Genomic DNA, 19,535 nt, shown 5'->3' with positions numbered 1-19,535 from the left:
TTATTCCTCTCTGAAAATATCTGTCTGTTCCTCGTTAGAGTCGGCACAAGGCTGCGTGTTCGAGATGACGCGTTCCAGCCAAGCCGCAGGGGGTTCTTTGTCCCGCGCCATATCAGCATGCGAAACTTGCAGTTCCCACAGACTTTGCGCAGAGCTGGTAGGCAGATGGTACACCGTGGTTGGTACCACGCCCGGCACCAAATGCAGTTTGACATTTGCCATCCCTAAAGCCCGTTGCGCCGGTCCTTGCCGCAGGGCTACGGATTGCATCCGGCAATGCGGTACGAAAGACACGCGCCGGGTAATCCTGCCGTCGCGAATCATCACCATCGTCGTGGTCAGCACCGCAGCTTTGCGATTCCAAGTAATCCAATCAAACCAGCGAGCTTTCGGTGAAGCCGTAAAGATTCCCGGTGCCGGACCGGATCCGTACATCATGACTTCCAAGAGATTTGTACCGGCTGTTCCAATTTCGGCGCCGTTGAGGTCGGTGACCGCACCGAGGTCGTGTTCCATCATCCACAATGCTTGCAATGCCTGAGCGCGGGTTCCTACCGGCAGCATCACGTGAGAGCTGGTCTTGCTCTTATTACCGCCGTTTCCTTCAGAGGTTCCCTGGTAGCCAGCCATAGTTAACTCGACCCGCCACCAGTCCTTACTCCGCCACAGGAAGGGCTGCTTTAAAACTACAGCGTGGACTCGCCCCGGAGGAATGGTCTGGGAATCATGGGTCGTCAATCCGTGGCGCAGACGGATTCCATCGGCAGAAGCCGCCGCGGTAAAGTTCCACCCTTCGTTGACTTTTTGACCTATCGCCGTGATAGTAGCAAAAATACCGGCAAGCACACCGAGCAGGGCTTGGGGTGCCACTAACAGCGCTGCCCAGAAACTGTCCGCATCACCGCTCATGAAGATGGCTATCGCGGGAATCAGCCCCAGCACCAACAGCAGCGGAATCAGCAGCACCGCGAACCAGGTAGAGACTGAACGCAAGATTGATCCCACCAGCATCTCGGTGGGAATTTCGTATAGTTTTGTCTCCGGCGCTTCCCCGCTGGCGGCGGGCAGGTCTCCCACTAATCCAGCTTCGCCTATCCCGATGATTTTTGTACTATTCGTTAAAGAATTAGTGGTATCTACGGCACGGTTGGCAACAGTTTTTTGACCTGATGCTTTGGTTAAAATTTCAGCCCGTAGCTCCTGCGCCTGAGAAGCCTTCAGATACATAATGTCAATCTGGGAACCGCTGGCTCCTGCAGAATCCACATGCAGCTTTGCTAAACCGAGCAGACGCGGCACCAACGGGGCGATAACGTCTACCGCTTGAATTCGGTTCAACCGCATGTGACGTTCTTTTTTAAAAATGATGCCGTGACGAAACAAAACCGCTTCATCAGTCAGCGCGTAAGCGGTAAACCTCCAGCTCAGATAGGCAAAAAGAACCAGCAACAGCAGAAGCACCACGATTCCCAGCAGGGAAAAAAGCAGCACCGGCAAGACCTTTCCTGTCGACCGTATCGCAGCCATCGCCTTAGAAATGTCACGTATCAAGTCGAGCTGCGAATAAATGATTGCCACCAGCGCCACCAGAACCCCCCACATCTGGGTCAGTGGCGTCAAGGGGTGTACTTTGCGCCAAACCGGAGGTTGCGCAGTAACGCTGGAGAGGTCAGAACTGGCTGGAATCCCCTCCGACGAGCCCTGCGAGGGCATAGGCGCCGAAGACTCTTTGGGGGTTCCTTCCGAGGGTTCCCAGCCCGGGTCAATTGGTTGTGTCATCTGTCTTTCCTCGCCGTGTTCACAATCCTGCTCTCAAAGATTCACCGCGCGCGGTGAGGATCTGACGTAAGCGATCTGCCTCGGCATGGTCCAATCCGGGGATGCTCGCCGCCGATTCCGTCGAAGCGGTCTTCATGCTGACCTGGGCAATGCCGAAAATCCTGTCGATAGGTCCTTGCTGCACATCCACAAACTGCATCCGCCCGTAGGGAATCGCCCACATTTTCTTAAACATGATGCCCCGACGTAAAAACAAATCCCGCTCGGACTCAGCGTAACCCCATGCCTTGACCTGGCGTGGAATTAACCACAACTGCCACACCAACAGACCAATCGGTACAATCTCTAGGAACCAAAACCACGGAATACCTTGTGTGCACATCATTGCCCCTGCGAATCCCCCAAGAGCCAGCGCGAACACCGCAATCCCCGCCAACAGTCCCAGAATCCGCACCGTGATGAGTTTCATGGAAATCGGTTTAAACGTCACGCCTGCAGGGTTAAATAATTCATCGGTCATGGTGACATCCTACCTAAGCGCCACGAAATTAATCATGGCGGAATGTGCATTCAGCCTAAAATTTTACGAAGCTGCTCGCGCTGGTGAGAGCTTAAACCTCCACGTTGCCACAACCGCTGGGTCGCAGCTCGCGCCAATGCCCGATAGGAATCGGGCACGTCAGCCAAATCATCAAAAGGTAGTGCGGGATCCAAATCATCTTTATGCAGCACGGGTCCGCTCCGCAGCGCCTCTAGGTGCATCGCCACGGTTGGAAAATCAGCACGTGCTACCGGTCCAGACAGCCCGGTTTCTCCTTCGCGCAAAGCCCGGTCAAAAGCCGCTTTAAACAGAGGCTCAGCAAAAACAGCCGGGTCGTCCAGCCCTGCCATCTGCAACGCCCGGATTGCCTGGGTCAGCACGATTACCAGGTGATTTGCCCCATGCGCCAAAGCCGCGTGGTATAGGGGACGCGCCGAATCCGGAAGTACGTGAGGCACCCCGCCCAAGTCCAAAACCAGAGCTTGCGCCACTGCCAACAGGGATTGCGGAGCATTAACCGCCCAATGAGTTCCTGGTAAACGTTGCAAATCCAAGGAAGTGCCGGAAAAAGTCTGTGCCGGATGCAAAGCCAGGGGAATGGCTCCTGTGCAGACGGCAGGCTGTAAAACATCCAATCCGTGAGCCCCGGAAACGTGAGCCACCAGCTGACCCGGTTGAAACGCCTGAGTCTGCGCTAATTCAGCAACGAGGGGGGCAATTTCTTGATCTCGCACGCTCAACACCACCAGGTCGCAATCAGGCACCAGCTGTGCCGGCGGCACCACCGCAACACCGGGGAGGATGGCATCCACTCTTTCTCGGGAAGTCTCCGAGCGCGCCGAAACTCCCGCTAACGTATGACCTGCCTGCCTAAACGCAGCAGCCAAGATAGGACCGACCGCCCCCATACCGATGACTCCGACCCGCAGCGACGGACTGGGATTCCCACCAATTTCAGACATGTCACTATCGTAAACTACGCCAGCCACACGAAAACTCAGCACTTTCGAGGAGCGCCAGGCTCTACCCTTGTGAACCCATCAACCACTGAAAATTGCTCACCATAAGGGAATCTCGGGATTTCTCAACGCAAAATCCCCCGTCAAGCTGTACCCAAGCACTATTTTTTGCAGTTAAGATGTATGTGAGGAGTGTTGTGCCTCCTAACTCGCACGACATATTGAACGTTTTGTTTAACGAGGATGGTTATGGAACCTGCAGTGAGCGAAGCACGACTTTTGGTCGTGGATGACGAACCTAATATTCGCGATCTTTTGGCATCCTCCCTGCGTTTTGCGGGATACGATGTCTTAAGCGCCGGGGATGGCACCGAGGCTTTGCGCCTGGCCACAACGGAGAAACCCGATTTGGTCATTTTGGATGTCATGTTGCCCGATATGGACGGCTTTACCGTGACTCGAAAGCTGCGTGCTTCCGGAATTGATATGCCAATTTTGTTCCTGACCGCCAAGGATGACATGCGCGATAAGGTCGAAGGTCTGCAGGCTGGCGGAGACGACTACGTCACCAAGCCTTTCGGTCTAGAGGAAGTCGTGGCGCGTATCAACGCTATCTTGCGTCGCACGAAGCGGTCCGCGGTGGAACAACCCCTGCTGCGCGTGGCTGACCTGGAGCTGGATGACAACCTCTACGAGGTGCATCGGGGCGGGCGTCTCATCGACCTCTCCCCCACCGAGTTCAAACTGTTGCGTTACCTAATGGTGAACGAAGGTCGTGTGGTTTCAAAGACCCAAATCCTCGATCACGTGTGGGAATACGATTGGGAGGGTGACGCTGCCATCGTTGAATCTTACATTTCCTACCTGCGACGCAAACTTGATGCCCCTGACGAGACTGGCAGTATTCCGCCTTCGCTCATCCAAACCCGTCGTGGTGTCGGTTACCTGTTACGCGATCCCAACGAGTAATTATCAGCGGTTTACTGCCGCCGTTGCGATATGAGAATACGAGGCGGGGTAAATCATTTCTCTGCCGTCTGGTGGAATGAGTCGGGTTTTCAAGGAGGCACCCAAGTCAGATGAGGAGTGGCAAGTGCGTGGAATAGGGAAACTGTGGATCTCCCTGGCCTTGGCCACGCGACTGACCATAATTTTTGCAGTCGCCTTGGTCGCGGCGCTGTCCTTAGCTGGCACCGTAACGGTGCTGTCACTTTCGTCGTATCTGACCAGCCAGCAGGACGCCCAGCTTTCCGCGGCAGCTAGAGTGATGGGTCCCAACGCCGCGAACCTTTCGGACACTACGGTGTTTTCCAACAATATGCCCAGCGATTACTACATATACGTGCAGTTTGTGGGCTCGATGCACCGTCCGGATCGTGAATTTATCACCCCGTCTACGAAGAGTAAGTCGGGCATTCCACAGCGTCAATACTTGCCGAAAAAAGCTGATATTCCCACAATAAGTAACTCATCTTCCCTGGTCATGCCCGGAACGACGGTTCCGTCGACCAAATCCGGTCAAAAGTGGCGGGTGTTGTCGATTTTGCTGACTTCACAGGGGAAGGTCGCGGGAGCCGCGACTGTTGGTCTGTCTATGACTCCGCAGAGTAATATGCTGCAAGCCATTATGTTTACCATCACAATCTCGACATTGATCATCGCCATTGTCGGCACTTTGATGACAAACTACCTGGTAGGAAGAGCTTTCCGACCTCTGCATGAGATTGAAGGAGTTGCGAACAAGATTGCGGCTGGAGATTTGACGCAACGTGTTAAGAAAGCTCCCAACACCACCGAAGTGGGATCCCTGGCGAATTCTTTGAACGTGATGCTTTCCAACCTGGAACAAGCGTTCTCTGCCGTGGAATTGTCCGAACGTAAGATGCGGCGTTTTGTCTCTGATGCATCCCACGAGTTGCGTACCCCCACCGCTGCAATTCGCGGTTACGCGGAGCTGTCGCGGATGGGCGGTGTGGGTCCGGAGCGTCAGGCAGAAGTCATGGCACGCATCGAGTCTGAGGCCACCCGCATGGGCAACATGGTGCAAGACTTGCTGACTTTGGCGAGGTTGGATGAACATCGTCCGATGACGTTCGAGCGCACCGATATTACAGCTTTGGCGCGGAACTCTCTGTCGGATATGGCGGTGCTGGATCCGGAACGCGATTTGCAGCTGCTGAACATGGAAGATGAGACGCTGGAGGAAGTTTACAGTGTCTACGCAACCGTGGATGCGGAAAAGATTTCCCAGGTCATCACCAATTTGTTAACTAACGTGCGCCAGCATACTCCGGCAAACACTCCCGTCGAGGTGGTGGTGGGATACCACATGTGGCCCGACGAAACGGGAGCTCCTATTAAGAATGCCGTGGCTTCAAAGATTCCAGCTTTCCAACGATGCGCCGTCTTAGAGATTCGTGACCACGGTCCGGGCGTGGCCCCAGAAGACGCCAAAAAGGTCTTTGAACGTTTCTATCGTTCTGACACGTCACGAGTGCGGACCACCGGCGGAACCGGTCTGGGTTTGGCTATCGTTTCCGGTATCGTTTCGGCTCATAACGGTACGGTGGCGATGCTCCAGACTCCCGGCGGTGGTGCCACGGTGAGGATTAAGCTGCCCTGCCAAGCCTCACACGTGGATGCTGAAGGAGAAAACAAGAATAACCCAGCCGCGAAATTCGCTGCCGCTGCTGCCGCAATCAATAAGGTCTCCAGCTCCAAGGAAAACTCCCGTCAGCTCTCCGCGGCGCAATCTACCGCTAGTGCATCCCGATCGCGGGGTGTGCCCGGAGTAAACACGAAGGCTGTTCCTGCCGCAAGACCGACTCCCCCAGTGGCTCGACCCACCGTGCCGAGTCCCGTTGTGCCACCAACTCCCCCCGTGGCACCGCCCTCGCGACCTGTGGCTAAGCCAGTTCCCAAACCAACAGTTGCACCCCCACCCCCGCCCCCGCCGCGCTCCGCTTAAGTGAGGGTTTTTCCCCGCCGATGCCATTGAGAGCGCGGGAGTTATTGTCTGGAGCTTTGGTTTTTTAAGGAAAGTCGTTAGTACCGAAAGAAACAGATATACTTTGTAGGTTGCTTTGGGTTTCCCCAAGCGGACAGAGGATGATGTGTATGGCCGAGAAAATACCGGCTTGGTTATTGACGGGTTTTGCCCGTTCTGTTGCCGCAGAAGGCGGTACGGCGCCACGAGATGTAGCCGAATCCGTAGGCACTGAGTTGGCGCAGCGGTGGATGGCTCCGGAGCGCCATTTTCATAATCTTGAATATCTCAAAACCACACTGGAAAACGTCGATATTCTCAGCGAACAGGCTCGTGACGTGGAAGCTATCCGTTTGGCAGTGTGGTATCACGGTGCGATTTTTGATGTTTCCGAAGCAGCAGTAGAGCGCGGTGAAGCGGGACTGGATGTGCTGGGTTCAGCTGATTATGCTGCCGATTCTTTGGCTGAGTTGGGCGTTGGTGAAGCCCGGATTGAAAAAATTACGGACCTCATCCGAGGTTTATATCGCCATCAAGCAGTTGAAGACATTGATGCCCAAGTGCTCTCAGACGCGGATTTATGCGTTTTAGCAGCGGATCCTCAAGAGTATCTGGAATACCTGCGGGACATTCGCCGTGAGTACGCTGCCTACGATGAAGCTCGCTTTATTTCTGCCAGATCCACAATCATCGGCAACCTGCTGAGCCGCCCACAACTTTTTTGGACTCACGGCGCTGCGGGTTGGGAAGAACAGGCTCGCGAAAATCTGAGAGCAGAATTGGAACGTCTGGAAAAGACCGGCACTACTGGATTGGACATTGCTGGTACTGGGGCTGAGCCAGCTATTCAAACCGGCGCGATTCCTGAAACAGCACCTACTTCGGATATGCTGCCTACCCCAAGGGAGGGCACTCCGGTGAAAACTGCCACCAAACCCGAAACCGGAGAGTTGCCCGAAGCAGCTCCGCGGGACCAGGATTCGGAAGATACGGATGAACCGGACGAAGTCAATCCTTATGCACCTCCGGACGAAGCAGATTTGGGATCGACCCTCGAAAACGTCGCTGAAGCTATGGACACGATGGTCATGAAAGCACTTAAACCCGCTGAAGTCGGTCTGAAACCCCTTTCTGACGTGGAGGAATAGGGTTTTCCACAGGGAGTACGATTTCGGAGTTTTCCACAGGTAATTTTTTTGTATCTGGGCTGCTGACTTCTCTTGCCTTAGTTTGAGAGTGCGAAAACCAAAGTTTGGTTTTCCCGCGCTTTAAGTGTTTCAAACGAAAGGAATCACCATGCAATTTCAAGTCGATAGCGATGCTGTAGCTGCCGCCGGCGCCCAAACCCGTGCCTGCGCTGAGGAAGTTAGCGCCCAGGTTTCTGCGATGATGGCAAATCTGACTACTCTGCAAGAGTCGTGGACCGGTGCCGCGTCCGGCGCTTTTGCGGCACTAGCAGCTCAATGGCGCGCCACCCAAGCTACCGTGGAGGATAACCTTCGCCAGATTGGTATACAGCTAGATACTGCCTCCGCGAACTATGCTGAAGCGGAATCGAATGCTACCGCGCTGTTTGCCGGAGCCTAAAAATCTTTGGAACAAACCAAAATACCCAAAACTGAGAACTGAGAGACTCGCAAAGTCTCTCAGTTCTCAACATTTTATGAAGTTCGTAAGGTCGGACGCTGTTTGTGTTTAGCGGTTCAGACCCAAGTTGATTTTCTTGCCGGTGACAAACGAGATTACGACCGCAGCCGCCACTCCAGCTCCCACACACAGCAGCATGATAAAGACGAAAGAAACCACACCAGGAACCGATTTAATCGGGGAGGACACAAAGGCTTGTGGCGCATTCGCGTTGATTGCCGAGATGGAGGTCTTGGCTTGTCCGTTGGCATTGGCAGGAGCCTGGGGAGCCACATTAGCGTGAATCTGAGGTTCCGCGTTAGCAACGGAGGCAGGAGCCTGTGGGTACATGACCTCAGGTCCAGCCGGGACATCTACATCACTGCCGCCTGTGTTCAGTTCGGCAGTGGAGGGAGCGGTGGGTGCGGGGGATGAGGGATTGACCACTACATTGGAAGCACCAGAGGGCATTGAATCCAGATTCACGTGCTGCATAACCGTGCCAGCGGAGTCTCCGGATGCGCTCGGGGTAGACAAATTCTCAGCGTATGCAGCCGGGGCAAAAGCCAATCCCAGCATCAGCGCCGTTGCTGTAACCAAAAACTTTTTCATCGCGTCCTGCCTCAGTTTCGAATTCCTATTTCCAGGGTTTTCCCAGCCCCTCACCACACGATTTTCCCAGGTTCCAAACCGAGAAATCCTTGCGGCTGTTACTTAACATTGTAACCTCTAATTGATTTATCGGGAACCCCTCAGTTTTCATTAGGACTTTTTTCGGAGTTTTTGCGTATATTTCAAGGTTTTTTCCGGGTATTGTTCAAATCTTTGTAATGACATACTCACCTATATTTTCTCGGTAGCAACCCGAAGCTGTCCCCCCACCGCCGTGGTTTTACGGATGACGGACTCATAAAATCCATCGGGGCGACTCCCGCAAAAGCAGGAATCGCCCCGATGAAAGTTATGAAAACTCGAGCAGTTGCCTACTGGCTTAGTACATACCACCCATGTTGTCGTCGCCAGCCGGAGCTGCTGCCGGAGCCGGAGGCTCAGGCTTGTCAGCCACCACGGCTTCGGTGGTCAGGAACAGACCTGCGATAGAGGCAGCGTTCTGCAGAGCGGAACGAGTCACCTTCACCGGGTCAGCCACCTTGGCTTCCAACAGATTCTCGTACTCGCCGGTAGCAGCATTCAGGCCCTCGCCCTTGGGCAGGTGGCGGACCTTCTCAGCCACGACCCCGCCTTCCAGACCAGCGTTGTCCGCAATCTGCTTCAGCGGGGATTCCACTGCTACCTGCACGATGGCGGCACCGGTCGCTTCGTCGCCTTTCAGCTGCAAATCCTTGAAAGCCTCCGCGGCAGCCTGAATCAGAGCCACGCCACCGCCAGGAACCAAGCCTTCTTCCTTGGCAGCCTTCGCGTTGCGCACAGCATCCTCGATGCGGTGCTTGCGTTCCTTCAGCTCTACCTCGGTAGCGGCACCGGACTTGATGACTGCTACGCCGCCAGCCAGCTTCGCCAAGCGCTCCTGGAGCTTCTCACGGTCGTAGTCGGAATCGCTCTTTTCGATTTCCTGACGAATCTGACGAATACGAGCTTCCAGGGCATCCTTGTCGCCAGCGCCGTCCACGATGGTGGTGTCATCCTTGGTGACAACAACCTTGCGGGCAGTACCCAGCACTTCCAGACCCACGTTCTCCAGCTTCAGACCGAGATCCTCGCTGACGACCTGGGCGCCGGTCAGGATAGCCATATCCTGAAGCATAGCCTTGCGGCGATCGCCGAAACCGGGAGCCTTCACTGCGACGACCTTCAGTGCGCCACGAATGCGGTTGAGCACCAGGGTCGCCAGAGCTTCGCCTTCGATGTCTTCTGCCACGATAGCAATCGGCTTACCAGCCTGCATGACCTTTTCCAACAGCGGCACCAAGTCCTTGATAGAGGAAATCTTGGTGTCCACCAACAGGACGTAGGTGTCCTCCAAAGCGGCTTCCTGACGATCCGCGTCGGTCACGAAGTAGGGAGAAATGTAGCCGCGGCTGAAACGCATACCTTCGGTGACTTCGAGGCTCAAGCCGAAAGTGTTGGATTCTTCCACGGTGATGACGCCCTCTTGACCCACCTTTTCCATGGCTTCAGCAATCATTCCACCGATGGTTTCATCAGCAGCCGAAATCGAAGCGGTAGCGGCAATCTGTTCCTTGGTCTTAACTTCCACTGCGTCGGCGAGCAACCGAGACACTACCGCGTCTACAGCCTTTTCGATACCGTGACGTAGTGCAATCGGGTTCGCGCCCGCAGCCACGTTGCGCAGACCTTCCTTGACAATAGCCTGTGCCAAAACGGTCGCCGTAGTGGTACCGTCTCCAGCCACGTCGTCAGTCTTCTTGGCGACTTCCTTAACCAGTTCGGCGCCAATCTTTTCGTAGGGGTCAGCCAGGTCAATTTCCTTAGCGATAGACACGCCGTCGTTAGTAATGGTCGGGGCGCCCCACTTCTTTTCCAACACCACGTTGCGACCCTTGGGTCCCAAGGTCACCTTGACGGTGTCGGCCAACAGGTCCAAGCCGCGTTCCATGCCGCGACGGGCTTCTTCTGCAAAGGCAATCATCTTTGCCATTTATTACAACCTCCGCTTTTATAAGGTTCATGTGCGGCGAATGCCCGCGACGGACGGCTGGGGTTGTGGCGGTTCACGTCTCCGCGCGACCTGCAGCCTCATTCACCAACTTGTCACTCTAACATTGAGAGTGCTAACTCAATCTTGGCACTCTCACACCGAGAGTGCAAGTTTTAAATTTCTGAGTTCACACCGTGAGGCTGCGCAAAATGCTCCGTCAGGCTACCCTTTGAGCCTACTCACCAGCACGATTTGCACCGTCTGCGCACCGTCTTTAGGCACAATCATGTCGATATTCAAAATCCGTTGCATCTCGCGCGCTTCCGCCTCGTGGCCAGCGGGGTAATAGATGGTGTTTGCCGAGGGCTTAGTGCCTTGGAAGTTCTCTGCGGATACTTTTGTGAAGCCATCCGCGGCTACTTTGTCTTTAACTTTTGCTGCCAGACCGTTGATTCCCGAAGCGTTCAAGACGCTCACGGTGATAGTTTTATCAGCCGCACGAGGCTCGGTCTTTGTTTCGGCGGTGGGCGGGGTGGTTTGAGTCGGCTCCTCGCTGGGTGCGGCGCTTTCCGCAGGCTTTTTGCTAGGTTTCTCGGTTTCAGAAGGGCTTGGCGTCGCCACAGCGTTTGGGGTTTGACTCGTTGGCGGCTTACCCGCCGCATCATTAGCAGTTGAGGGATGCGACCCAATTAGGAGCAGCATGGCCCAAGCCAGCAAGGGCGCAGCAATAATCACGATGACAAAAGGCAAGAAACCGTGCCACCAGGGCTGACCAGGCCGGTGAGCGCCCTGGGGTAAGTTTTTGCCAATACGGTCGAATTCATCCTCGGGGTATCGTGCTTCGTCCACGTGTCTAGCTTATGGATTATCGTAGTTTTCAGGCTGTTCCCACGCCGTTAACCCTACGGAAAGTAACGAAAAATGGATTCCAGACCGGCGGACTCAGGGCAGGCGCCAATCCACCGGCTGACCACTCTGCGCCACCAGCAGTTCGTTGGCTCGAGAAAAGGGACGGGAACCAAAGAATCCTCGTGACGCTGAGAGCGGGGAGGGGTGGACAGATTCCAGACAGGGCACATGGGGCATGAACTCTTTGGTCCTACGTGCATCGGCACCCCACAGAATCGCGACCAGTGGCAGCCCTTGCGCGGCGTGATGGTTAGCAAGTTCCCGGATGGCGAACTCAGTAATGGCTTCCCAGCCCCGACCCCGGTGAGAGGCAGGTTTCCCCGGCTGTACGGTCAAAGCCCGGTTTAGCAGCATTACCCCCTGTTCAGCCCAAGGTCGCAAGTCTCCCGAAGTCGGTAAGGGCAAACCTAAATCTTGGTGCAGTTCTTTAAAAATATTTACCAGTGAACGGGGAATTTCTGTACCGGACATTACAGAAAACGACAGTCCCATGGCATGACCGGGGGTGGGATAGGGATCTTGCCCCACAATCAGGACTTTTACCCGCTCCAAGGGGTACTGAAAGGCATGAAATACATTTTCTCCAGCCGGAAAGTACCCCCGCCCCGCCGCCAGCTCAGCGCGTAGGAAATCTCCCATGGCGTGAATCTGTCCCTCCACAGGAGCCATAACTTGCGCCCAGTCCGGGGACATAATCCGCTCCAATCCACCCCGTTCCTCTCCTGTTTGCATCGCCTGCTCCCTACATATCCAAGGCTAAATCGAGAATGGGGGCACTATGCGTGAGGGCTCCCACGGAGATATAGTCCACTCCGCTGGCGGTCGTCGCTGCCGCATCACGCAGTGTCAAGCCCCCGCTGGCCTCGGTTTTCACTCCGTGCGGGGCGGCAATCGCCACCGCTTTAGTCATGGTTTCCGGGTTCATATTATCCAGCAGAATCAGCCCTACCCCCAGATTCGTCGCCTCCCGAACCTGTTCCAAAGTGTCACATTCGACTTCCAAAGGTATCTGGGGAGCATATGCCCGTACTGCCAGCACTGCCGCCGTCAGCGAACCGGCTGCGGCAATGTGATTGTCTTTGATGAGTGCCGCATCCCCCAGCCCCATCCGATGATTTTCTCCGCCACCGCAGCGCACCGCGTACTTTTGCAGCACGCGCATTCCGGGAATCGTCTTTCGAGTATCACGCACCCGCGCTTTTGTACCTGTCGTTCCACTTTCGCCGGAGGCAGCAGCAATCGCATCGACATAAGCTGCCACCGCGGTCGCCACACCGCTGAGCTGACTGGCTAGGTTCAACAGGGTTCTTTCGGCGGTCAGCATAGTCCTGGCACCAGCAGTTATCTCTAAAATGACATCGCCTGGCTCGACCCGTTCCCCGTCCTGACGGCGCATCGCGACCTGCGGAGTCGAGGCACCGGTCTTTTGCGCCAACACGAAAGGTACCGCGGCAGCAACCGGAACCCCAGCCAGGCACCCCGACGCACGAGCCACCATCCGAGCTTGGAGGGTGAGTGTGTCATCAAAAATGGCATCCGTGGTGACGTCCGGTCCATACGCCAAATCTTCATCTAGAGTTGCCTCGATAAAGTCTGCGACCTGGCGCGAATCCAACTTCGCTGCCGCTAAAGCGCTGGCGATTTCTGGCGGTAACATCGTTCCCTCTTTCCTTCTATGTCTGGCTCACGCCTGGGGCTCAAACTGGAGTCACACTGACTTCCAGGGAAGTTCCGTCCGGACCCAGCTGCACATCCAGGTGTCGGCGCCATTCCTCGCGACGGTGCGGGAAATCCGTCCGCCGATGGGTACCGCGGGATTCTTCTCGTGTCCAGGCCGATGCTACCAGGGCACGGGCTACCAGCGTAGCATGGGGAGACAGTTTCTCCAGTTCACGCTGCGCCCGCTGCAAACCAGCGCGGTCGCGCAGCACATAGACGTCGCGGCTCATGATTTCCTGAATCTGTTCCAGTATCGGGGGCGCAATTTCTACCGGCTGAGGAATCGCTGCCGGTTTCGCCACCGGGCACCGACGCAGCTGCGGTAAGTCCACTTCCGCCAGCTGCTGGGCGACTAAACTGCCCATCACCAGGGCCTCTGTCAGGGAGTTCGACGCCAAGCGGTTCGCACCCTGCACTCCGGTACACGCCACTTCCCCAATGGCATAGAGTCCTGCCACGTTCGTTTGACCGCTCATGGTGGCCGCGATTCCGCCGCAATAGTAGTGAGCTCCGGGGCGAACCGGGATAGGCTCAGTAATGGGGTCCACCCCGCGACTGGAAACCAGCTCATAGATGGTGGGGAACATTTCTTTCCATTTCTGAGTCCCGAAACTGGTGGCATCCAGGTACAGGTGATCCAAGCCGTGAGCCACCATATATTCCTGTTCTGCTGCCGAGACTATGTCCCGCGGCGCTAGGTCCTCTTGTGGGTGAACCCCGCGCATAATCCGATTTCCCTGCCCGTCCACCAGAACAGCACCTTCCCCGCGTACTGCTTCGGACACAAGTACCCCTCGGTCACCCTTAACTTTAACGGGTGGTACAAAAATGGTGGGATGGAACTGCATGAATTCAAGGTCGCGTCCAATCGCTCCGGCACGCAACGCCGCTGCTAAACCCGCCCCGTTAACGACTTCGGGGTTCGTCGTCGCATTCCACAACTGACCGATTCCGCCGGTAGCGAGAATCACCGCAAAAGCTGAAACTACCCCGAATCCGCGCCGAGAATCCCGCACCGTGGCGCCGCAGGCTCGAACCTTCTCATCGACCAGGACATCACACAACTCGCAGTCTTCCAGGACTTTCAGTTCACCTTGTCCGCCGGTGTCCCAGGTCGCACCGTCCATAGCGGCAACATTTTTCGCCAGCGTAATCTCGATTTCATGACCCGAAGCATCCCCATTGGAGTGCAGGATACGCCGCACGGAATGCCCTCCTTCCAGGTGGAGGTCGATTTCCCCGGCTGCGTTACGGTCAAAACGCGCTCCAATCCGCATCATCCATTGCAGGGCGCGCGGGGCTTCCTGGACCAAGGTGCGCACTGCCGTCTGGCTGCACAAGCCCGCCCCCGCCACAATGGTGTCTTCATAGTGGGCTGCAGGAGTGTCTCGCCGGTCCCAAACCGCAGCCAACCCCCCTTGTGCCCAGTCGGTAGAACTGGCGGTGAGGTCACTTTTCGTCACCAGTACGCAATCGACCCCGGCAAAAACCAGGTTGATTACGGCGCTCAAACCCGCCGCCCCAGAACCAACCACCAGGACCGGGGTCGTCATTGTCCAATTAACATCCATGAGAGTGCATCCCCACACCTAGTGCTGCTGGGGCGAGGCCGTGTGACCGATGGCAATCATGCGCTGCACACTGGCTCGGGCACGCACCGCAATGTCTTCGTCCACAAAAACTTCGTCGCGACCGTTTTCCAAGCAACTGACCAAGTTTTCCAAAGTGGTTTGGTTCATATACGGGCAAGCCGCCTGGGGCATGAGCGGCTCAAAAGTGACTTCCGGATTGGCTTTGCGCAGGGGATGCAGCATCCCCACCTCGGTGGCGACCAACACTCGCGAACCTTTCGGAGCTTTTTTCGCTTCCGAGAGCATTCCGCCGGTCGAAAGCACTTTAACGCGTTCCTCACTGAGCTTACCCGCCCCGATGAGATCCACAGCTGCCTGCGTACCCCCGCATTCGGGGTGAATGTAGACGTCTGCGTCCCCGGCGGCGAGGATTCCTTGCAGCAAAATGTCGGGAGTCATCGCGGCGTGTACATGGCAGGCACCATCCCAGGTCACCAGGTTCTTCCGCCCGGTGACGCGCCGCACATGCGCCCCCAGATTACGGTCAGGGCAGAACAAAATCTCAGTTTGCGTCGGGATGGATTTCACCACGTCAATAGCGTTGGCAGAAGTGCAGCAAATATCGGTTTCTGCTTTCACCGCGGCAGTGGTGTTGACATAACTGACCACTATCGCGCCGGGGTGTGCGGCTTTCCAATCTCGCAGCTGTTCGGCAGTAATACAATCCGCCAGTGAACAACCCGCGGTGGCGTCGGGAATCAAAACGCGCTTTTGCGGGGAAAGAATTTTGGCAGTCTCCGCCATAAAGTGAACGCCAGCAAACACGATGGTATGCTGCGGAGCATCGGCAGCCAAACGGGACAGTGCCAAGGAATCTCCCGTGAAATCCGCCACATCTTGAACTTCACTGGATTGATAATTATGTGCCAGGATAACGGCGTCTTTTTCCTGAGCCAGCTGGCGGATACGTTTTTGAAGGGCTTGAGTTTCCGTGGCGCTGCGAGTCATGATGGTGGCTTTCCTTCCTCAAGTTTCCCGGACAGCGCGCCTGACACAGCTCGCGAAGATTCGAGTCACTTTCGTTTTGACATTGCTTCGATTATAGAACCCTTTATCAACGGCTTTTCCCCCGGAACGTGGGCACCAAAAATACTGGCTTTGTCGCGCGGGGAAATTTATGGGAAAATCAGAACATCGCCACTTTAGCTCAGTTGGTAGAGCACCCGCCTTGTAAGCGGACGGTCAACAGTTCGAGTCTGTTAAGTGGCTCCACTCTGTGGGGTATCCCCTGGCAATACTTTCCGTACGCCCTTCCGTCTCCATCTCAAGCCAGAACGAAAACAACGGCGACCAATCCCGCTAGTGCCAACCCCAAGATGAGACGCCGCATCGGAGTGGGTAAAACTGCCCGCAGCACTCGCCTGGCACCAATCCGCAGCGGGACGCTGAGCGGAATCCACCACGCCGTCAGCAGCGCCACCCCGGACAGACCCTGTGCGACATAAACACTTTTTGGAACGCTTGTTCTAAAAAGTGTGACGGTGTCGGGCAGCGCGGAGGGCAGCATGATTCTATGACCGTAAAGGATTTCCTCCACTGTAAGCAGCGCCACCGCCAAAATAACAGCAGCGGGTATGGTGCTAACCAAGCCTTTGATACAAGCTCCGGGCAACGAAAGAATTTTCCGGGTCGAACGCCAATGCCAGCCCGCCACTGCCGCCACCCAAAAGCCGAGCACCGCGATAATTCCGGACACTGCCGGTTGCCACGGAACCCACACGGTCCAAGCGAGCGCGCCAACCAGTCCCAGGAAAGGCAGCATACCGGGGGTTTGCTTGACGCCGGGTTCACCCGTAGCAACACTGGCGAAAGACTCGGAATCTACGCTCGTCGAGGGATTTGGCAAATCCACATTCCCCCAGGTGACAGCCACTTCGCCAGTTTCATCCGCAGACCATTCCGGAGCGGATTCCATCCCGGCAGAGAGACTCTCCATCCCCGCAAGATTGTACCTACCATTCAATTCTTGGGGTATCACCACCGTGTATCCCGGTTCGCTCGGAACCGCCGGGGTCAAAAGCGCGGTCGTAGCGGTTTCCGCACTGTTCGCGCCAAACTCGACGACTCGGAGCAGCTCAGCGAAATCCACGCTACGCCGAGCCTGGGGAGCAAAAGCACGGCGAAAACCCTCCGCCACGGGCACTTCCAACCCTTCCACGTCGGGGTTCCCAGCCAGCACCCGCGAGATAATCACCGTCGGCGAGCCGGTTCCAAAGGGAGGTCGCCCAGTCAGAGTAAACAGCAGCAATGCCGCTAACGCCCACCAGTCATCAGCAAAACCCGCCTTTTGTCCCTCGATAATCTCCGGTGATATAAATCCGGGAGTTCCCACCACCAAACCGGTTCGTGTCAGCCCGCTGGTATTTTCCAGAACGGAAGAAATCCCAAAGTCAATCAGCACTGGACCGTTCGGTCCAAGAATCACGTTGGCAGGTTTGATGTCACGATGGCAAATCCCGGATTCATGCACTGCGCGCAGAGTGTCAGCCAGCAGGTTCCCCAGTTCCAAAGCGTCCTCGCGCTGCCAAGCGCCGGAAACCCGCACATCCTCCGCCAGGGTCGGACCGGGGACGTATTCCGTAACAATAAAAGCATCTACCCCGTCGACTTCCAGGTCCATCACAGCAGCTACCCCAGGGACTTTGACCCGTTTCAAACTTAACGCCTCGGAACGAAGCCGCTCTCGAGCGTCACCATCGCGCTGCCCCAAATCAGCGTCGGGAGCCAACAGTTTAAACGCCACCGGATTACCGGCACCGTCACGGGCCAGATAGACCGTGGCGGAGGCACCTGTCCCGAGCCGGCGCTCCAAGACATACCCGCCTATCTCGGCACCCAATAACTCGGCGTTTGCGCTCATGTAATCGAGTATAACCAACCCCCGCCTCAGCTTCCCTACACCACTAATCGGAACGAACCTGTGCCCGTCAACCCACCCCCAAAAATCTTGTGCATAAAAACCTGAAAAAGAACGCGCGAATCTGGAATAATGGTCAGGTCGGCGCCGTTGCCGACAAATTTTCATATCCAGCCTTTACAACGGATCGTCCGGCGCGTACCCGCCGGTGAAGGGATTAAATTATTATGGCAACTGTTACTTTCGACAAAGCAACACGTATCTATCCGGGCAACACCACCCCTTCGGTGGATGAGCTTAATTTGGAAATTGCAGACGGCGAATTCCTGGTCTTGGTCGGTCCCTCCGGCTGCGGTAAATCTACTTCGCTGCGAATGCTGGCAGGTTTGGAAGAAGTCAACTCCGGACGCATTCTGATTGGCGACAAGGACGTTACCGATGTGCAGCCCAAAGATCGCGATATTGCGATGGTATTCCAAAACTACGCCCTGTACCCGCATATGACAGTGCGAGACAATATGGGCTTTGCGCTGAAGATTGCGGGCACTCCGAAAGACGAAATTACTAAGCGCGTCGAGGAAGCCGCCAAGGTCTTGGACTTGACCGAATACCTGGATCGCAAGCCGAAAGCCCTGTCCGGTGGTCAGCGTCAGCGCGTGGCCATGGGTCGTGCCATCGTGCGTAAGCCCCAAGTGTTCCTGATGGACGAACCACTGTCGAACTTGGACGCAAAACTGCGCGTGCAGACCCGTACCCAGATTGCGTCCTTGCAACGCAAACTGGGAGTGACCACTCTGTACGTGACCCACGATCAAACCGAAGCCCTGACCATGGGCGACCGGATTGCCGTGCTTAAGGACGGCATTTTGCAACAAGTCGGGTCCCCAGATGAGCTTTACCAGCACCCCGAAAACGACTTTGTGGCAGGTTTCATCGGATCTCCCTCCATGAACCTGCGCAAGTTCAAGGTGGAAGGCGAAGAAGCGGTTCTCTACGGCGCCTCCCTGCCGATTTCCGCCGCACAGCGCAGCGCTCTAACCGACGCTGACGGTGGCGAGGTCACGATTGGGTTCCGTCCCGAGGACTTAGAAATCACCACCGACACCGGCGATGGCGTGATGCCCATCGTGGTGGACATCATCGAGGAACTCGGTTCGGACGGCTACGTCTACGGTCACCTCGACGGTGCAGAACAGGGGACTTCGGGTTCGGTCACAGAAGATCACCTGGTCGTGCGGGTACCTCCGCGTACCGCTCCGAAGCCTGGCAGCGTCATGAATGTGCGGATTACCCCCGGTCATCAGCATGTATTTAGCGCCGCCACCGGCAAGCGCCTGCCCGACTAAATCGCGCGCCGGATGCGCCGGTCAGCGCATGAGGTCGGGTCGCATTTCGGCGAATTACGCAAACTAATCTGGGTGGTTCCCGTCGCATAGGCGGGAACCACCCATGTAATTTTGACACGCATTTTTCGTGGAAGACCCCGCTCAATTCGAGAGCTTTCAGTCATTTACGCAACAGCCAGGTCGGACGAGTTTAGTTGCTGTTTATGAGTGAAACGGGTAAATTTGAAAACGGTTCCGATGGCGTTGGCAGTTCGCAATGCCGCCCCATCCCAACTGTGAAAGCTATTTGAATAAACCCCCTCAACCGGCAGGTAATCAACACCACCAAAACCCAACCACCCGCCGGTTGAAACTGGGCGATTCTGGATGCCAGAATCGCCCAGTTTTTTTACCGCCAACGCTTACCCCACTGACCGCGGCGAAACCTGATGCGTCCCGAGAAAATCATCGCTGCTATATTCAACACCGGGTCAAAAAACTGACCCCGTCTCAGAAACCAAACGAATCCAGCACGCTTCCCGGACAAAAGAGCAGGTTTTGTACTAAACAGTACAAAACCTGC

The 19,535-nt window shown here is 56.0% G+C and carries 17 protein-coding genes and 1 tRNA gene; 6 read left to right on the top strand and 12 right to left on the bottom strand.

The window, feature by feature from the left end; genetic code table 11:
- From HMPREF0576_RS08730 to HMPREF0576_RS08720, 3 genes are read right to left on the bottom strand one after another with little or no spacing between them, the layout of a single operon-like run.
- Complete coding sequence (locus tag HMPREF0576_RS08730; RefSeq protein WP_004011517.1) at positions 1-1,779, bottom strand: PH domain-containing protein; 1,779 nt, start codon at positions 1,777-1,779, stop codon at positions 1-3.
- Between the two features lie 19 nt (positions 1,780-1,798).
- Positions 1,799-2,299: a PH domain-containing protein gene (locus tag HMPREF0576_RS08725; protein WP_004007999.1), complete on the bottom strand. Its 501-nt coding sequence runs from the start codon at positions 2,297-2,299 to the stop codon at positions 1,799-1,801.
- Positions 2,300-2,349: 50 nt separating this feature from the next.
- On the bottom strand, positions 2,350-3,282 hold the full coding sequence (locus HMPREF0576_RS08720) for a Rossmann-like and DUF2520 domain-containing protein (protein WP_013188804.1): 933 nt from the start codon (positions 3,280-3,282) through the stop codon (positions 2,350-2,352).
- A gap of 240 nt (positions 3,283-3,522) precedes the next feature.
- Here HMPREF0576_RS08720 and HMPREF0576_RS08715 point away from each other — a divergent pair, with 240 nt between their 5' ends.
- The 4 genes from HMPREF0576_RS08715 (at position 3,523) to HMPREF0576_RS08700 (ending at position 7,852) form a co-directional block, all read left to right on the top strand.
- A complete protein-coding gene (locus HMPREF0576_RS08715; RefSeq protein ID WP_004007997.1) occupies positions 3,523-4,248 on the top strand; it encodes a response regulator transcription factor in 726 nt (241 codons plus the stop codon).
- Positions 4,249-4,324: 76 nt separating this feature from the next.
- A complete protein-coding gene (locus HMPREF0576_RS08710; RefSeq protein WP_004011515.1) occupies positions 4,325-6,247 on the top strand; it encodes a sensor histidine kinase in 1,923 nt (640 codons plus the stop codon).
- Between the two features lie 149 nt (positions 6,248-6,396).
- A complete protein-coding gene (locus HMPREF0576_RS08705) occupies positions 6,397-7,413 on the top strand; it encodes an HD domain-containing protein (protein WP_236585946.1) in 1,017 nt (338 codons plus the stop codon).
- A 148-nt stretch (positions 7,414-7,561) separates the two neighbouring features.
- On the top strand, positions 7,562-7,852 hold the full coding sequence (locus tag HMPREF0576_RS08700; protein ID WP_004007994.1) for a WXG100 family type VII secretion target: 291 nt from the start codon (positions 7,562-7,564) through the stop codon (positions 7,850-7,852).
- Positions 7,853-7,960: 108 nt separating this feature from the next.
- Here the strand turns inward: HMPREF0576_RS08700 and HMPREF0576_RS08695 are convergent, their stop codons facing one another.
- The 7 genes from HMPREF0576_RS08695 to nadA form a co-directional block, all read right to left on the bottom strand.
- Positions 7,961-8,503, bottom strand: coding sequence for a hypothetical protein (locus HMPREF0576_RS08695; protein WP_004007993.1), 543 nt, complete (start codon positions 8,501-8,503; stop codon positions 7,961-7,963).
- Between the two features lie 379 nt (positions 8,504-8,882).
- The gene (groL, locus tag HMPREF0576_RS08690) at positions 8,883-10,511 is read right to left on the bottom strand and encodes a chaperonin GroEL (RefSeq protein WP_004007992.1); all 1,629 of its coding nucleotides are present in this window, start codon (positions 10,509-10,511) and stop codon (positions 8,883-8,885) included.
- A gap of 222 nt (positions 10,512-10,733) precedes the next feature.
- Positions 10,734-11,360 (bottom strand): LytR C-terminal domain-containing protein, encoded by a 627-nt coding sequence (locus HMPREF0576_RS08685; protein WP_004011514.1) that lies wholly within the window; start codon positions 11,358-11,360, stop codon positions 10,734-10,736.
- Positions 11,361-11,453: 93 nt separating this feature from the next.
- The gene (locus HMPREF0576_RS08680; RefSeq protein WP_004011513.1) at positions 11,454-12,152 is read right to left on the bottom strand and encodes a uracil-DNA glycosylase; all 699 of its coding nucleotides are present in this window, start codon (positions 12,150-12,152) and stop codon (positions 11,454-11,456) included.
- Positions 12,153-12,162: 10 nt separating this feature from the next.
- Complete coding sequence (gene nadC / locus HMPREF0576_RS08675) at positions 12,163-13,077, bottom strand: carboxylating nicotinate-nucleotide diphosphorylase (protein ID WP_004011512.1); 915 nt, start codon at positions 13,075-13,077, stop codon at positions 12,163-12,165.
- 40 nt (positions 13,078-13,117) lie between these two features.
- Positions 13,118-14,710: an L-aspartate oxidase gene (gene nadB, locus HMPREF0576_RS08670; protein WP_004011511.1), complete on the bottom strand. Its 1,593-nt coding sequence runs from the start codon at positions 14,708-14,710 to the stop codon at positions 13,118-13,120.
- Between the two features lie 18 nt (positions 14,711-14,728).
- On the bottom strand, positions 14,729-15,718 hold the full coding sequence (nadA, locus tag HMPREF0576_RS08665; RefSeq protein ID WP_004007987.1) for a quinolinate synthase NadA: 990 nt from the start codon (positions 15,716-15,718) through the stop codon (positions 14,729-14,731).
- A gap of 188 nt (positions 15,719-15,906) precedes the next feature.
- Here nadA and HMPREF0576_RS08660 point away from each other — a divergent pair.
- A tRNA-Thr gene (locus HMPREF0576_RS08660) sits at positions 15,907-15,982 on the top strand.
- Positions 15,983-16,034: 52 nt separating this feature from the next.
- Here HMPREF0576_RS08660 and HMPREF0576_RS08655 read toward each other — a convergent pair.
- Positions 16,035-17,630, bottom strand: coding sequence for a serine/threonine-protein kinase (locus HMPREF0576_RS08655; RefSeq protein WP_004011510.1), 1,596 nt, complete (start codon positions 17,628-17,630; stop codon positions 16,035-16,037).
- Positions 17,631-17,854: 224 nt separating this feature from the next.
- Between HMPREF0576_RS08655 and HMPREF0576_RS08650 the strand changes: the two genes are divergently transcribed.
- Positions 17,855-18,973 carry an ABC transporter ATP-binding protein gene (locus tag HMPREF0576_RS08650; RefSeq protein ID WP_004007985.1) on the top strand — a complete coding sequence of 373 codons (1,119 nt, stop codon included), beginning with the start codon at positions 17,855-17,857 and terminating at the stop codon, positions 18,971-18,973.
- A gap of 164 nt (positions 18,974-19,137) precedes the next feature.
- Here HMPREF0576_RS08650 and HMPREF0576_RS08645 read toward each other — a convergent pair whose 3' ends face one another.
- Positions 19,138-19,371 carry a hypothetical protein gene (locus tag HMPREF0576_RS08645; RefSeq protein WP_004011509.1) on the bottom strand — a complete coding sequence of 78 codons (234 nt, stop codon included), beginning with the start codon at positions 19,369-19,371 and terminating at the stop codon, positions 19,138-19,140.
- Positions 19,372-19,535: the final 164 nt, after the last annotated feature.

Origin of the sequence: Mobiluncus holmesii ATCC 35242 (genome assembly GCF_000185445.1) — a bacterium.
Lineage (GTDB): Bacteria > Actinomycetota > Actinomycetes > Actinomycetales > Actinomycetaceae > Mobiluncus > Mobiluncus curtisii.
The sequence above is the reverse complement of the archived record's forward strand: the minus strand, read 5'-3'. Positions and strand labels throughout refer to the sequence as shown.